Below are 14,955 nucleotides of genomic sequence, written 5' to 3'. Positions count from 1 at the left end.
GTTCAGCGAATCATCAGGGCGCGGTGGACGGATCGCGTCCGAGGGTCTCGAGCACTTCGACCAGCTTGTCGCGGCCGCCGATGCTGTCGTAGAAATCCGGCCAGATGCTGGAGGCCTTGGCGATCCATTCCTTCTCATCATTGGCGGGCTGGGTGATGGTCATGCCGTGCTCTTCCACCAGTGATTTCTTGATGGAATCCTCGGTGGCCAGCAGGTAGTCGTAGCTATGGGCCGTCGCCTCTTCACCAGCGGCCAGCACCAGCTTCTGCTGCTCTTCGCTGAGACTCTGAAAGGTGCCTTCGCCCATGATCAAGGGTTCCATCGAGAACACGTAACAGCTGTCGGTCACGTATTTCTGCACTTCATAGAACTTCATCGCATCGATGGTGATGTAGGGGTTGTCCTGACCATCGACGACTCCCTGTTGCAGGGCGGTGAAGGTCTCGGACCACGCCAGCGGGTTGGGATTGACGCCCCAGGACTGATACGAGGAGATCATGATCTCGTTCTTGGGCACGCGGATGACCATGCCTTGCAGGTCTTCCGGGGAGGCGACCTCCTGCTTGGAGTTGGTCAGACGGCGGCAGCCGGAATAGGCCCAGCCCAGAATGCGGATACCGGAATCACGTAGCGTATTGTCGCGCAGCTCATCGCCGATCTTGCCGTGGGTCAGCGCCTTGGCATCCTCGGGGCCGTGAATCACATACGGCAGGGTCAGCACGCCGACGGTCGGTGAGAAGGGCGTCAGGTTGTTGATCGCCACCACGGACAGGTCAACCAGGCCCATGCTGGCATTGTTGACGGTGTCCTGCTCACTGCCCAGCTGGCCGTTGGGGAACAGATCCACCTTGATGTCGCCGCCGGATTTCTCTTCCACCAGGCTTGCGAAGGTCTTGCCCAGTTCATACTGGGTGCCGCCGGCGGCATCGCCGAGGGCCATCTTCCAGGTCGCGGCATTTGCGCCGGTGGCCATGGCCAGACTCGCGGCAGTCACCGCGATGGCCAGCGTGGACTTGAAGCCGCCGGTGCGAGACACGCCAGTGCGACCGTGGGAGCGGAGGTTTGAAAGGGTCTGTGTCGAGTCGATCATCTTGTCTGTCCCGTCGTTATTGTTGTTGCGGGCTCCTGACGGCTGCGCGTGATAGCGAGCGGGGTACTGCACTTCATATCGTCAATGACCTGGCGTCTGCACCGTTGTCTTGCAGCGCGTCATGTCATCCACGATTGCCATCACCTGCTCATCTACAGCCCCAGGAAAGGGAGTGTGAAATCGCGTCGTGCTAGAACTGTGCTTTCGTTGTACCTGCCAGATCACTTTCCCCCCGTGCGCCATTCCTCGATAGAACCAGTCCGTCGGCATCGATGGGGCCAGTCCCGGCTGACTATTGCTCTCCCGACGGGGGTCTGCCTCAATGATGTCAGGCTGGGCCCGGCGGTCGGGTCGCCCGCGCCGACCTGTGCCTCTCCTCCAGGCGCTTTATGCCAACAAGAAAGCCATGAAAAATGCATATAAAACGAGAACTTGTGATATGAAGTCCTCGTGACGACACTCTCGCGACAACAATAGAGAACATGCATGAGTCATCCGCTGTTTCACCTCGATTCCTCACGCAAGGAAAGTCTGCAATTCCAGATTCGTGAGCAGATCTCCCAGGCGATTCTCGAGGGCCACCTGCCGCCCGATGTGGCGCTGCCTTCCAGTCGCAAGCTGGCCCGTGAGCTGAATGTCGCGCGCAATACCGTGATGCTGGCCTATGAGCAGCTGCTGGAAGATGGCTTTCTGATCGCGCGCGAGCGTAGCGGTTATTTCATCAATCCCGAGATTCTCAAGGGCCGCGCCGACACGCCGGTGCGCCTCAATGACATCGATGCCGACAGTCTCGACTGGGATGAACGGCTGACCTTCAAGCCGTCTGGGCAGCGCGCCATCGAGAAACCCGGTGACTGGCACCAGTACGACTACCCCTTCCTCTATGGTCAGCTGGACCCGGAATTCTTCCCCACCCAGCACTGGCGCGAATGCAGCCGTGATTCGATGAGCGTGCCGTCGATCCGCAGCTGGTCGGTGGACCACCTCAACAACGACGACCCGCTGCTGATCGAGCAGATCCATCAGCGGTTGCTGCCGCGCCGCGGAGTCTGGGCAAGCCCGGAGGAAATCCTGATCACGGTGGGCACCCAGCAGGCGCTGTGGATCAGCTGCATGCTGCTGCTCAAGCAGGGTCAGCGCTTCGCGATGGAGAACCCCGGCTACGTCGACATGTACAACATCGCCAGCACTTTCACGGACGATATCCAGCTGCTGCCCATCGACGACAAGGGCATGCAGCCGCTGGAATCGCTCAAGGACTGCCGCCTGGTATATGTCACGCCCAGCCACCAGTCGCCGACCACCGTCACCCTGCCGCTGGAGCGCCGCCGCCAGCTGCTGGACCTGGCCGAGACCGGCAACTTCCTGATCATCGAGGACGACTACGAGAGCGAGAGCAACTATGCCGACAACCCGACACCGGCGCTCAAGAGCCTCGATCGCCACAAGCGCGTCATCTATGTCGGCAGTCTGTCCAAGACCCTGGCCCCCGGCCTGCGCCTGGGCTACATGGTGGCGCACCCGACCCTGATCCGAGAGGCCCGCGCCCTGCGCCGTCTGATGCTGCGCCATCCGCCGACCAACAATCAGCGTGCGGTGGGGCTGTTCATCGCGCGCGGCTATCACGACAGCCTGATCAATCAGATGCATCAGGTGATGCAGCGGCGCTTCCTGCTGATGCGTGACGCCATCCAGCGCCATCTGCCGATGATGAGCACGCCCGCGATCTACGGCGGCTCGTGCTTCTGGATGCAAGGCCCGAAAGCTCTGGATGCCCACCGCCTGGCCGTCCTCGCCCGTGATCGCAGCATCCTGATCGAGGTCGGTGACCTGCACTTCTTCCACGATCGCGACAACCATCGCCACTTCTTCCGGCTTGGCTTCTCGGCGATTCCGGAAGCGCGCATCGAGACCGGCATTCTCAAGCTGGCCGAGCTGGTACCACTGGCGATGCAGGAGACGATGGAAGACTCACCGCCCGAGGCAGAGACAGCCGCGTTGTCCGTCCTGCCCACGGCACATGGCAAGTCAGCCCATCAGCGCGCCAGCTAGCTCCTGGATATGCCCTGACGTACGCCCTGACGTCCCCCCCCCCCCTGACATAGGCCCTGACACTCCCGCCTGTAGCCGCCAGTGATGACAGACGGATGCATCTCCGCTTGGTTATCTTTTCGATAACAAAAATACTCCCGCATTGATCGAATCATCGATCAGTACGGGAGCATCGTGTTCATCGTGATATCAGTGCCGAGTCGCGCCCTGCTTCGCATCGCACCCTGTATTTAATCGCCCCCTACCTGGCCTCATCCTTGAAGGCGTACCAGCGATACAGACAGCGCTGGCCGGTGCGGCGGAACGGCGCGAACAGCGGCGACTCGACCTTGTTGAGCACATTGGGGTACGGCAGACGCGACTGGAAGATCGGCAGCACCAGGTCCGCCGCGTCCTTGGCGATCCACTGGGCGAGGCGCTTGCCCGCCTGGGCGGAATACATCACGCCATTGCCGCCATAACCCATGGCGTAATAGACGCTCTGCTTCGGGTCCGGCTGATGGATGCGCGGCATCATGTCGTGGCTGACATCCACCCAGCCCCACCAGGAGTAATCAACCTCGATGCCGCTCAGCGCGGGGAACTTGCGGTGCATGTCGGCGATCAGCAGCTGCTCGTATTGCGCCTTGGGCGCGTCACGCCCCGAGACGGCACTGCGACTGCCGATCTGCAGGCGATTGTCCGGCAGCAAGCGATAGTAGTGACGCAGCACCCGGGTGTCGGTAAGCACCTGATGGGTATGGAAGCGGGTCGCCTCGATCTCCTGCGCCGTCAGCGGGCGCGTCACCAGCGAGTTGGAGAGCACCGGCATCAGCCGCTTGTCGAGCTCCCGATGCAGCTTGCCGGAGGTGTAGCCGCCAGTCGCCATGCCCACCGAGCGCGCCTTGACCACGCCGCCCGGCGTCGTCAGATAGTGCACGCCATCGCGGGTCTCCCAGCTCTCCACCGGACTTGCCGGGTGCACCTTGACGCCCAGGCGGCGCGCCTTGCGCAGATAGCCGAAGGCCAACTTGCCCGGGTGCACGCCGATACCTTCCGGCTCGTGCATCGCACCGCAGGCCTCTTCATCCCCGACCCACTCGTTGCGCACCGTGGCGCCATCGATGATGCGGGCATCGTAATTGAAGGTCTCGCGCAACAGGCGCGCTTCCTTCTCCAGCCCCGGCATCATGCGATCGCGGTGGGCGATGTACAGGTGGCCGCCCGGCTGCGGATCACAGTCGATGTCCTTGATCAGCTCCTTGAAATTCTCCATGCCCTCGACGCACTCGCGGTGCAGGCCGTGGGCGGCCTCGAGACCGTAACGCTCGATCCACTGCGAGCGCTTGAGGCGACCGGTGGCACACTGCGCCTGACCGCCATTGCGGGTCGAACAGCCCCAGCTGACCCGATTGGCCTCCAGCACGGTGGCCTTGATGCCGTACTTCTCGGCCAGCACGATGGCGGCGGTCAGCCCCGTGAAGCCGGAACCGACGATCACCACGTCGGCGTCGATATCACCCATCACCGGGCCGTCGTCTGCCGGCGGCTCGCCGGCGGTGGCGACCCAGTAGGTCGGCGCGTAGTCACACCCTTCGCCGGGGGTGGCGCTCACCAGCGGGTCATAGGCCGGGTCATACGGCCGGGAGGCCTGAGTGGCCGGGCGCTGTGGTGACTCGCTGCCCACCTCATCTGGCCGGGCGCCGTGCTGCACGATAGTTTCCATCTCGAACACCTCCTCTCACCCACGGGGCGCACGCCACGACCTGACGCCGTGACGCGCTGCCCCCTGGGCAAAGACAGCTTCAGAAACCTCATCCCTGATCGATACGCCGCTGGCGCTCAGACGTTGACGGGCGGACGGTTCTTGCGGAAGGCGTTCTTGATCGCGATCTTGCCGTCACGCAGCGTGAAGGCGTCGATCATGCGCGCTTCGCTGCGCGCGCCATCGGCGGTGGTGCCGGTGTAGGTGCTGATGACGAAGCCACGGTCGCCATCGGCGAAGATTTCCGCGTCGATCCACTGGGCATCCGGCGCGTTCTGCCAGGCAGCGGAGAGACCCGCACGCACGGCGTCCTGACCGGCGAAGGTCTTGCCTTCAAGTTCCGGCCCGGCGATGGCGAGGAATTCACAGTCATCGGTCATCATCGACAGGCAGTCGTCGATGTCGTGACGGTTGAGGGCATCGCAGAAGGCAGTCAGCAGTTCGATGGTGGCTTGGTGAGTCATGGTTCGGGCTCCGCAGTCTTGTTGTTGGGTATGTTGTCGAGCTTGTGGTTTGAGCAAGTGACAAGGGCGGCAGCAAGCGCTGCGCCATGACCCGAGACTACGCCGACACCTGCACTGCCCTTTAGCACCAGTTGACCACCAGCGATTGGGCCAGTTGGTACCAGCGCTGCTGCCCTGGTGCCAACTGGTGCCATCACGCCGTTCTAGCCCCCGTCTGTGGCGGCCATGATCAGCCATAGAGAGCATCAGCCAGCCAGAGCAACAGCCATAGAGAGCATCAGCCAGCCAGAGCATCAGCCATCGAAAGCATCAGCCAGCCAGAGCATCAGCCAGCCAGAGCATCAGCCATCGAAAGCATCAGCCAGCCAGAGCATCAGCCATCGAAAGCATCAGCCAGCCAGAGCGGTGGGCGCCATCACGCCCGGGGGCGTGAAGGCCTCCGCTGACATGAAGCTCTCGCGGCCGAGCAGCATGTCACTGAGCAGGCGCGTGGCGGCGGGTGCCAGCACCAGGCCATTGCGGTAGTGACCGGCATTCACGTAAAGGCCATCAAGCCCTGGTACCGCGCCGATGAAGGGCGTGCCATCCGGCGTGCCCGGACGCAGACCGGCCCAGTGATGCTCCGGCGCCAGCTCACCCAGCGCCGGCAGAATGCTCGCGGCGCTGGCATGCAGCGACTCACGCGCCTGCGCGGTGGTGGACTTGTCGAAGTCCTGATGTTCCAGCGTCGAGCCGATCAGAATCCGTCCATCGGCGCGCGGAATCACGTAGCGGCCATCGCACAGCACCACCCGCGACAGCAGCGGCTCATCCACACTGCAAAGCCCCGCCGCCACCGGATTGAACACCATCATCTGCCCCTTCACCGGGCGTACCGGCAGCAGTACACCGGCCGCGGCCAGCAGCCTGCCGCTCCAGGCGCCGCCACATACCACGACGTTGTCTGCGCTGACGGTCTCATCAACAAGCTGCACGCCCGTGACACGCGACGGCGTGGCAAGCACCAGCTGCGTGACCTCGCACTCTTCACGCACCCGGATACGCGGATGCGCCAGCAGGCGCGCACGCAGCGCCTGACCGAGTCGCGGATTGCGGATGCTGCCGAGCGTCGGCATCCACAGCGCCTGCTGGTGGCCACTGACCAGATGCGGCTCGCGCGCGTAGAGCGCCTCACGCTCGATCACCTCCAGCGGCTTGTGTTGAGTGCGTGCCCAGTCCAGCGCCAGCGCCTCATCCTCGACCCGCAGATAGATCAGGCCCTTCTGGCGGTATTCCGGGTCGACCCCTGTGGCCTCCTTGAGCGCCTCGGCAAGCCTCGGGTATTCGCCTTCCGACCAGCGTGATAACGACGAGATGGCACTCGAGTAACGCCACGGATACAGCGGCGAGACGATACCGCCGCCGGCCCACGACGCCTCGCGTCCGCACTGGCCGCGCTCCAGCAGCGTGACCGTCTGACCGGCCTCGGCCAGCTGCCACGCCATCATCATGCCGATCACGCCGCCACCAATGATCAGGGTATCGCTCATCTGCCTTGCTCCTGCGGGGAATGAATAATCACAAATCTCATATTTCGATACGATTTGCATTATTTTTAGAAACAAAGCTATATTCAAGCCATTGCCGCCGCCCGGCAGACCTGTCTCCCCGTGACAGGTCTGCCTACACGCCCGATACAGGTCTGCCGGGCAGCCACCGACAAGAATGACGAGGGAGACACCCGTGAGCGACGCCACCTTGACGCCTTCCAGCAGTGATGAAAGCTCTGCCAATGATGCAAGCCCTGCCAGCGATGCAGGCCCCGCCTCCCCGGCCGAGCAGCCGCTGCCCGCCGGCCAGTTGCAGCCCACTGAGCTTCGTGGCGTGCGCGAGCTGTTCGGCATCGACAGCGACCTCAAGGTGCCGGTATTTCTGGAGCGCGACGCCCACGTGCCGGAAATCGACACGGCCTATCGCTTCAATCCCGATGTCACCCTCGCCATTCTCGCCGGCTTCACCAACAACCGCCGCGTGATGGTTCAGGGCCTGCACGGCACCGGCAAATCGACCCATATCGAGCAGATCGCCGCGCGCCTCAACTGGCCGTGCCTGCGCGTCAATCTCGATGGCCATGTCAGCCGGCTGGATCTGGTCGGCAAGGACGCCATCGTGATTCGCGATGGCGTACAGGTCACCGAATTCCAGGAAGGCATCGTGCCCTGGTCGCTGACCCGCCCCATCGCGCTGATCTTCGATGAGTACGATGCCGGCCGTCCGGACGTGATGTTCGTCATCCAGCGCATTCTGGAGCGCGACGGCCACTTCACGCTGCTCGACCAGAACCGCGTGATTCGCCCGCATCCGCAGTTCCGGCTGTTCGCCACCGCCAATACCGTCGGGCTTGGCAATCAGGATGGGCTCTATCACGGCACCCAGCTTCTCAACCATGCGCAGATCGACCGCTGGAACATCGTTGCCAAGCTGGATTACCTGCCGCGTGAGGAAGAGGTGAAGATCGTGCTGGCGCGGGTACCCGCCAAGGACAACGAGCGTGGCCGCGCCCTGATTCGCGCGATGGTCGCGGTGGCCGACCTCACCCGCAAGGGCTTCGCCAATGGCGACCTGTCGAGCCTGATGTCGCCGCGTACCGTGATCACCTGGGCGGAGAACTGCGAGATCTTCCGCAACCCGGCGCTGGCCTTCCGCCTCTCCTATCTCAACAAGTGCGATGAGCATGAGCGCCCGCTGGTCGCCGAGTTCTATCAGCGTTGTTTCGCCAAGGAGCTGGAGGAATCCGCGGCGCTGATGGAGAGCGATCTGATGGATGAACAGGACAGCGACAAGGGAGCCCGGGCATGAGTGCGGCCCAGCAGGTACGCCGTCGTCAGCAGTATCTCGAGGAGCTTTCGGCTGCGAGTCTCGGGGCACTCAGCGGTCAGGCCGGCTGGGCCTATCGGGGGCGGCGCCTGAGTCGGCATGCTCAGGCGCTGCCATTGCGCACGCCACATCTGCGCCTTGAGGAAGATGACTGTACGCTCGACAACTATCGCGCGGTCAGCGATGCCATCGCGCTGCGCCTGATCCACACCGACGAGGCGCTGCATCTGGCAGCGCGGCCGGCGCTGCCGGAAACCCGACTGATCTATGACCTGCTGGAGCAGCTGCGTGTCGAGGCGCTGGTCGACCCTGACATGCCCGGCGTGAAGGAGAATCTGGCGCGGCGCTTCACTGACTGGTGCCTGGCCTTCTATCACGCGGGCCTGACCGAGACGAGCAGCGGCATCCTCATCTACAGCGTCATCCAGTCGTGCTGGTCGCGCCTGATGGCCTGTGCGGTGATCCACGAGACGGAGGATTACATCGAGACGACGCGCGCCTCCTTCTATCAGGCGCTGGGCGCTGACATGGCGGGGCTGAGACGCACGCGTTTCGATCAGGCGGCCTATCAGCAACATGCGCTGAACATCAGCCTGTGGCTGGAGCAGGAGCTGGCCGAGTCGCTGGAGGAGCAGGACGGCGAGGAGGATGACGAGGCAGACGCCAGACAGCGCTTCGCGCTGTTTCTGGAAAACGAGGATGAGGAAGCGAGTCTGCTCGAGGAGCAGGCGGCATCACAGCTGCCGAGTCATCGGCGTGGCGCGCCGGAGGAATTGCTGCCCTATCAGGTGTTCACCACGGCCTATGACCGCGAGCTGGAGCCGGCCAGACGCATGCGCGCGGCCCTGCTCGACGAGTATCGTCAGGCGCTGGATACGCGTCTGGCGGAGCAGAAGATCAACGTGCGCCGCCTGGCACGTCAGCTGGCGCGCCATTTCAGCTCACCGCAGCGTGAAGGCTGGCACTTCGGGGAAGAGGAAGGAATCATCGATGGCCGGCGGCTGAGTCAGGTGATTTCCTCGCCGGCCGAGCGGCGGGTCTTCCAGCGCGAGCGCTGGGTGCCCGAGGCCAGTGCCCAGGTCAGTTTCCTGATTGACTGCTCCGGTTCGATGAAGGTGCATGGCGAGGCGGTGGCGATGCTGATCGAGATTCTCACCCGCGCGCTGGACATGGCCGGTGTGCCCACCGAGGTGCTCGGCTTCACCACGGGTGCCTGGAATGGCGGCCGCGCCCTGAAGGACTGGCGACGCGCCGGCAAGCCCGCGCGTCCGGGTCGCCTGAATGAAGTGCAGTATCTGGTCTTCAAGCCCGCGTCACTGGCGTGGCGCCGTGCACGCCGCAACTTCGGCGCCCTGCTCAAGGCCGATCTCTACCGCGAAGGCATGGATGGCGAAGCCGTGCAATGGGCCTGCTCACGTCTCGCCGACAACGCCCCTGCCGACGAAGGCGCACGCCGTCTGCTGGTCGTCATCTCCGATGGCAGCCCCTGTGACAGCGCCACCAACATGGCCAATGACGAACAGTACCTCGACAGCCACCTCAAGCAGGTTGTCGCGCAACAGACCCGCTCCGGCCGCCAGGCCATCCTCGGCCTCGGCGTCGGGCTGGACCTCAGCGCCTACTACCCCAACCAGCTGATCATCGACCTCGAACGCACCCTCGACAACGCCCTTGCCGATGAAATCGTTCATCACATGGCGCTGGCGTGTCGGCATCAGGGGATGTGAAACCTATAGAAAAACCTTAACTAAGTGTAAACCTAAAGCCTGTTTCCTTGATCACATAGACCGGAGAAAAATCAGCTTTACATTCCAGCACACCTATTGTTATCGAACTCAAATGTTTAGCAGAATCACAAGCTGATACCAACTGATCTATATTATTTTTGATGTTCAAAAAATCCACATCCAACCTATTAACTAAAACATCTCTCGTAATTGAGGCCTTAATGGACACACCATTGGTTGTGACACCCATACCTGGAGACAAATATGTGGTTCCATCATCAACAACCACTGTGGAATTCATATTTTTAGATCTAAGAGTTTTGCAGTTTTCTTGAGTCAATGGCTTATCTTGACCACATATTCTAAACTCAGTCAATCTGTCCGGCCAGTTGTCATGAATGACTTGTATTAGATCTACATCACACCATGAGGTATGGTCATAAATCCCCAACACTAACGCATCTTGATCAGAGAAAAATATAAAAGCCAGCTTACCTGTTCGTTTTACAAAGCCATCACGCTCTATTTTACTTCCCAAATGAAAATGATGTATTCCCCAATGCGAGAGCATATCGTCATCATAAGATAAAACCTTAATCAATCGACTTCGAAAACGTCTTAAATCTTCACCTTCAGCTATACATCTCAGCAGCTCAGTGTATACTATCTGAAAATCTGAATCACATACGAATCCTTTTGCCTCTTTAACAACTCTAGGCTTAACATCAATCATTCTATTCTGCAGTCTAAAATATTCGTATATTGGATCTTCAAAATTCTCATTTCGAGGCCCAAACACATCATTAAGCGTGTTAATACATAACTTTTGATAATCTGAAATAACTTCATTAAAAACTTCCATGACTATTCACCTCTAAATCAGGAATCATCTTTATTGGCGACCCCAAAAGGAACATGTACGGATGGAAGCACTGAAGCCGAAGGCTCCAAGTGATTCAATTGATCATCAAAAAAGATATGCGGCTTGAGTATATTTAGCACTTTATGTTTTTCTACCCCACCCATAAAGAAAGCCTCATTTACTAATATCCCCCACTCCCTCATAGTGTTTATAACTCGCTTATGAGACGGAGCATTCCTAGCTGTAACGATTGAGACTTTTAGAACCGGAGTATACGTAGGATCACACTCCAACTTATCAAGCTCCAACTTCTGAATAATTGATATACGTTGGAGAAAATCCTTCAATGGCCCGGCATTGTGGGCAACATTCACTTTCTTCGATTCATGATCATGAAACTCTTCTATGGAGCCATGCTTATAAACTTCTTCAGCTTCATCATCTGCCAATATTCCATCAAAATCGAATGCTATCCTCAACTCTTTATCAAAAATATCGTCCTTAATATCACCTTCTAGAATTTTACCAGCTGGATAACCTGCTAACACTGCCTGCTTAACATCTTGCTCATTGGCTGATAAGAAGAGTTCAATATCGAAAGCAGGTATATATTTATAAGGTGATTTTCCTTGTAGAAATGCAGCTCTAGTTATTCCCAATTCATGATGTTCTATAGAATTCAAGACCCTCAAGCCAGTATCTGGATCATTACGGGAAAGCAGTATAACCTCAACCAAAGGGTCTGAGGGTCTAAGCTCATTTAACTTAAGCAAACGACGTACAAATGGGAAAGCAACACCAGGGAGCAATGTTTTATCTTGGTTATCTCTTTGGTACTCGCGGTATTCTTGCTCACCTTTTTCTCTAAATATCTTATCTGCCTCTTGCAAATTGAACAAGGCACTAGAAGATAATCCTACCACCAATCTTTTCTCTAATTCATACGGCATAAACACCTCAGAACATCATCTCAAGCGACTAATCAATTCACTCCATGATCATAAGCCAAGACTAAATTAAAAAACAAAATAAAGGCAGGCTTTCGCCTGCCTGACCTGCTGTATACGGCTTTTTAATAAAGAACAGAGAGTAAGATTCAGTCTTGCGGGGAGCGCTGCTGTGCCTGAACGACAGTGACCGCAATGACATTGAGGATGTCAGCGGTGGAGCAGCCGCGCGAGAGGTCGTTGGCGGGTTTGGCGAGGCCCTGGAGCAGCGGGCCGATGGCTTCGGCACCGCCGATGCGTTCGGCGAGCTTGTAGCCGATGTTGCCGGCTTCCAGATTGGGGAACACCAGCACGTTGGAGGTGCCTTTGACGCGCGAGGTGGGCAGCTTGCGCTCGGCGATTTCCGCCACGATGGCGGCGTCGAGCTGCACGTCTTCATCGATGGCGATATCCGGGCGTTGCTCGCGTACCCGATGCGCGGCCTGCACCACCTTGTCCACCGCGGCGTGATGCGCGCTGCCATTGGTGGAGAACGACAGCATCGCCACCCGCGGGTCTTCCCCGAGCAGTGCCTGGGCGCTGTCGGCGGCGGCCAGCGCGATCTGCGATAGCTCCTCGGCGTCGGGGTCGATCACCAGCCCGCAGTCCGAGAAGATCATCCCGCCCTTCAGGTTGTGGAACGGCTTGCACAGCATCATCAGAAAGAAGCTGGAGACCAGCTTGCTGCCCGGCGCCAACCCCAGCAGTTGAATGGCGGTGCGCACCACATCGGCAGTGGTGAGCACGGCGCCAGCCACCGAGCCATCCGCCAGCCCTTCGCGCACCAGCATGTTGGCAAATGTCAGTGGATCACGAATCTTCTCGGCAGCCTGCTCCGCCGTCATGCCCTTGGCCGCGCGATGCGCGTGCAGCGCCTCGGCAAGCCTGGCGGTGTGCTCGGAGGTGGCGGGGTCGATCAGCTCGAGCCGTGCCAGTGCCTGATCCCCAAGCCCGGCTTCTCTGGCGGTGGCGGCGATGACGGTCGGGTCGCCCACCAGCATCACCTGCGCCAGTCCCTGCTCCGCCGCGTTCACCGCCGCCTGCACCACCCGCATGTCCTGCCCTTCGCAGAGCACGATACGGCGCGGGTCTGCCTTGGCCCGCGCCAGAATGTTGTTGAGTGCCTTCATGTCTGTCTCCTCGCTGCCCTTGCAGGCAGCCGACACATCCAAAAAGCCCCGGACATCAGAAATGGCCGGGGCAAGGGAGAGTTCCAGTCCTGCTTGCGCGTCGCGCTACACCCGCTTCATCACGCTGCCATCCATGACCTGCACAGCGCGATCAGCGACGGGCGTTACACGTAATCCTGATACTTCTCGAGCAGACGCACCGGCTTCTTGAGGGCGTCGCGGCGGAACGGGTCGCCCAGTTCGCGAGTACACATCACTTCGATGACGCAGGTCTTGCCTTCGTTCATCTGCATGTCGACGGCCTTCTTGAGGGCCGGGCCCACGTCTTCCAGACGGTCGACGGTGATACCTTCGGCACCCATGGAGCGGGCGATCTCGGCGAAGCTCTGGTTGTCCAGCTCACCGGCGACGAAGCGACGGTTGTAGAACTCGACCTGGTTCTTCTTCTCGGCGCCCCACTGACGGTTGTGGAAGACGACAGCCGTGACCGGAATGTCGTGACGCACGGCGGTCATGATTTCCATCAGGCTCATGCCCCAGGCGCCGTCACCGGCGTAGGCGATGGCAGGACGTTCCGGCGCGGCAGTCTTGGCACCCATGATGGTCGGCAGCGCGTAGCCGCAGTTGCCGAAGCTCATCGGGGCGAAGAAGCTGCGCGGCTTGTCGAAGCGCAGGTAGCTGTGGGCCACGGAGTTGATGTTGCCGATGTCGGTGGACACCATGACATCTTCCGGCATCGCCTTTTCCAGCTCGCGCAGTACCTGACGCGGGTGCAGGTATTCGCCGCCGGAGAACGGCTTCTCGTCCTTGGCTTCGTCGATGGCGTCGAGACTGAAGGCGTCCTTCTCGTGGGTCCACTCGTCAAGCTCGGCTTCCCAGGCGGCCTTCTCTTCGCGGATGGTGCTGAGGCGCGAATCCTTGGTGGCATCGCACTCGAGATTGCGACCGGACAGGCGCTCGGTCAGGGCGATGGCCGCTTCACGCGCATCGCCGCAGATGCCGACGGAGATCTTCTTCACCAGGCCCAGCATCTTGTGGTCGGCGTCGATCTGGATGATCTTCGCGTCCTTCGGCCAGTAGTCCATGCCGTGCTGCGGCAGGGTACCGAACGGCCCGAGGCGCGTGCCCAGCGCGATGACGACATCGGCCTGGGAGATCAGCTTCATGCCCGCCTTGGAGCCCTGATACCCGAGCGGACCACACCATAGCGGGTGGCTGGCCGGGAAGGAATCGTTGTGCTGGTAGCTGTTGACCACCGGCGCGCCGAGACGCTCTGCCAGCGCCTTGCACTCCTCGACGCCATCGGCCATCACCACACCGCCACCGGAAACGATGACCGGGAACTTGGCGCTGGCCAGCAGCTCGGCTGCCTCATCCAGACTCTTGCTGCCACCCGGGCCGCGGTCGACACGTGCCGGCTTGGGAATCTCGCATTCGATCTCGCCATAGAAGTAGTCACGCGGAATGTTGAGCTGGGTCGGGCCCATCTCGGACATGGCGCGATCGAAGCAGCGACCGGTGTATTCCGCCATGCGCGACGGGTGCGTCACGTGGCCCTGGTACTTGGTGAATTCCTGGAACATCGGCAGCTGCTTGCATTCCTGGAAGCCGCCCAGGCCGATGCCGGTGGTGCCGGCTTCCGGCGTGACGATGACCACCGGGCTGTGCGCCCAGTAAGCGGCCGCGATACCGGTGACGCAGTTGGAGATGCCCGGGCCATTCTGGCCGATGACCATGCCGTGACGACCGGAGACGCGAGCATAGCCATCGGCCATGTGGGCAGCGCCCTGCTCATGCACCACCGGAATGAGGCGAATGCCGGCCGGCGCGAAGATGTCCATCGCATCCATGAAGGCGGAGCCCATGATACCGAACATGTCGGTGACGCCATTGGCGACCATGGTTTCCACGAAGGCCTCGGAAGGGGTCATCTTCTGCTTGCCCTGCACGACCTTGCGATTGTCTGCGCTGTCTTGAGTGCTCATGGCGTCTCCAACTCTAGATTTTATGTTTATTGATACATTTAGTTCCGATTACCGAAACA

At 60.3% G+C, this 14,955-nt stretch carries 11 protein-coding genes; 3 read left to right on the top strand and 8 right to left on the bottom strand.

Translation table 11 applies throughout. The features are described from left to right. Window positions 1-13: 13 nt before the first annotated feature. The gene (locus MKZ40_RS02570) at window positions 14-1,090 is read right to left on the bottom strand and encodes a TRAP transporter substrate-binding protein (protein ID WP_254626987.1); all 1,077 of its coding nucleotides are present in this window, start codon (window positions 1,088-1,090) and stop codon (window positions 14-16) included. Between the two features lie 486 nt (window positions 1,091-1,576). Here MKZ40_RS02570 and MKZ40_RS02565 point away from each other — a divergent pair, with 486 nt between their 5' ends. Further along, window positions 1,577-3,142, top strand: coding sequence for a PLP-dependent aminotransferase family protein (locus MKZ40_RS02565; RefSeq protein ID WP_175088576.1), 1,566 nt, complete (start codon window positions 1,577-1,579; stop codon window positions 3,140-3,142). A gap of 241 nt (window positions 3,143-3,383) precedes the next feature. On the opposite strand, the gene MKZ40_RS02560 is transcribed toward MKZ40_RS02565, so the two are convergent. The 3 genes from MKZ40_RS02560 to thiO all read right to left on the bottom strand — a co-directional run bounded on the left by MKZ40_RS02560 (window position 3,384) and on the right by thiO (window position 6,879). Next, window positions 3,384-4,847, bottom strand: a complete 1,464-nt coding sequence (locus MKZ40_RS02560) for an FAD-binding oxidoreductase (RefSeq protein WP_175088575.1) — start codon at window positions 4,845-4,847, stop codon at window positions 3,384-3,386. Between the two features lie 116 nt (window positions 4,848-4,963). Then, on the bottom strand, window positions 4,964-5,350 hold the full coding sequence (locus tag MKZ40_RS02555; protein ID WP_175088574.1) for a nuclear transport factor 2 family protein: 387 nt from the start codon (window positions 5,348-5,350) through the stop codon (window positions 4,964-4,966). A gap of 389 nt (window positions 5,351-5,739) precedes the next feature. Continuing rightward, window positions 5,740-6,879 carry a glycine oxidase ThiO gene (gene thiO / locus MKZ40_RS02550; protein ID WP_175088573.1) on the bottom strand — a complete coding sequence of 380 codons (1,140 nt, stop codon included), beginning with the start codon at window positions 6,877-6,879 and terminating at the stop codon, window positions 5,740-5,742. A gap of 193 nt (window positions 6,880-7,072) precedes the next feature. Between thiO and MKZ40_RS02545 the strand changes: the two genes are divergently transcribed. Both MKZ40_RS02545 and MKZ40_RS02540 read left to right on the top strand, forming a co-directional pair. Next, window positions 7,073-8,188 (top strand): AAA family ATPase, encoded by a 1,116-nt coding sequence (locus tag MKZ40_RS02545; protein ID WP_282627774.1) that lies wholly within the window; start codon window positions 7,073-7,075, stop codon window positions 8,186-8,188. Beyond that, window positions 8,185-9,933 carry a cobalt chelatase gene (locus MKZ40_RS02540; RefSeq protein WP_175088571.1) on the top strand — a complete coding sequence of 583 codons (1,749 nt, stop codon included), beginning with the start codon at window positions 8,185-8,187 and terminating at the stop codon, window positions 9,931-9,933. The genes MKZ40_RS02545 and MKZ40_RS02540 overlap by 4 nt, the downstream gene beginning before the upstream one ends. Before the next feature lie 16 nt (window positions 9,934-9,949). Here the strand turns inward: MKZ40_RS02540 and MKZ40_RS02535 are convergent, their stop codons facing one another. From MKZ40_RS02535 to xsc, 4 genes are all read right to left on the bottom strand, one after another. Further along, window positions 9,950-10,795, bottom strand: a complete 846-nt coding sequence (locus tag MKZ40_RS02535) for a hypothetical protein (RefSeq protein WP_175088570.1) — start codon at window positions 10,793-10,795, stop codon at window positions 9,950-9,952. Window positions 10,796-10,812: 17 nt separating this feature from the next. Then, a complete protein-coding gene (locus MKZ40_RS02530) occupies window positions 10,813-11,745 on the bottom strand; it encodes a 5'-nucleotidase (protein ID WP_175088569.1) in 933 nt (310 codons plus the stop codon). Between the two features lie 146 nt (window positions 11,746-11,891). Next, window positions 11,892-12,911: a phosphate acetyltransferase gene (gene pta / locus MKZ40_RS02525; protein WP_175088568.1), complete on the bottom strand. Its 1,020-nt coding sequence runs from the start codon at window positions 12,909-12,911 to the stop codon at window positions 11,892-11,894. A gap of 164 nt (window positions 12,912-13,075) precedes the next feature. Further along, window positions 13,076-14,896, bottom strand: coding sequence for a sulfoacetaldehyde acetyltransferase (gene xsc, locus MKZ40_RS02520; RefSeq protein WP_254626986.1), 1,821 nt, complete (start codon window positions 14,894-14,896; stop codon window positions 13,076-13,078). Window positions 14,897-14,955: the final 59 nt, after the last annotated feature.

The sequence above is a fragment of the Cobetia sp. BMC6 genome (assembly GCF_029991385.1).
Taxonomy (GTDB): Bacteria; Pseudomonadota; Gammaproteobacteria; order Pseudomonadales; family Halomonadaceae; genus Cobetia.
Note: the sequence above shows the minus strand (reverse complement) of the source record. Positions and strands in the feature narration are given on the sequence as shown.

What these genes read in the sequence shown, in the direction of transcription:
- MKZ40_RS02570 (WP_254626987.1), bottom strand. Translation starts at nt 1,090, where the DNA reads ATGATCGACTCGACACAGACCCTTTCAAACCTCCGCTCCCACGGTCGC.
- MKZ40_RS02565 (WP_175088576.1), top strand. Translation starts at nt 1,577, where the DNA reads ATGAGTCATCCGCTGTTTCACCTCGATTCCTCACGCAAGGAAAGTCTG.
- MKZ40_RS02560 (WP_175088575.1), bottom strand. Translation starts at nt 4,847, where the DNA reads ATGGAAACTATCGTGCAGCACGGCGCCCGGCCAGATGAGGTGGGCAGC.
- MKZ40_RS02555 (WP_175088574.1), bottom strand. Translation starts at nt 5,350, where the DNA reads ATGACTCACCAAGCCACCATCGAACTGCTGACTGCCTTCTGCGATGCC.
- thiO (WP_175088573.1), bottom strand. Translation starts at nt 6,879, where the DNA reads ATGAGCGATACCCTGATCATTGGTGGCGGCGTGATCGGCATGATGATG.
- MKZ40_RS02540 (WP_175088571.1), top strand. Translation starts at nt 8,185, where the DNA reads ATGAGTGCGGCCCAGCAGGTACGCCGTCGTCAGCAGTATCTCGAGGAG.
- MKZ40_RS02535 (WP_175088570.1), bottom strand. Translation starts at nt 10,795, where the DNA reads ATGGAAGTTTTTAATGAAGTTATTTCAGATTATCAAAAGTTATGTATT.
- MKZ40_RS02530 (WP_175088569.1), bottom strand. Translation starts at nt 11,745, where the DNA reads ATGCCGTATGAATTAGAGAAAAGATTGGTGGTAGGATTATCTTCTAGT.
- pta (WP_175088568.1), bottom strand. Translation starts at nt 12,911, where the DNA reads ATGAAGGCACTCAACAACATTCTGGCGCGGGCCAAGGCAGACCCGCGC.
- xsc (WP_254626986.1), bottom strand. Translation starts at nt 14,896, where the DNA reads ATGAGCACTCAAGACAGCGCAGACAATCGCAAGGTCGTGCAGGGCAAG.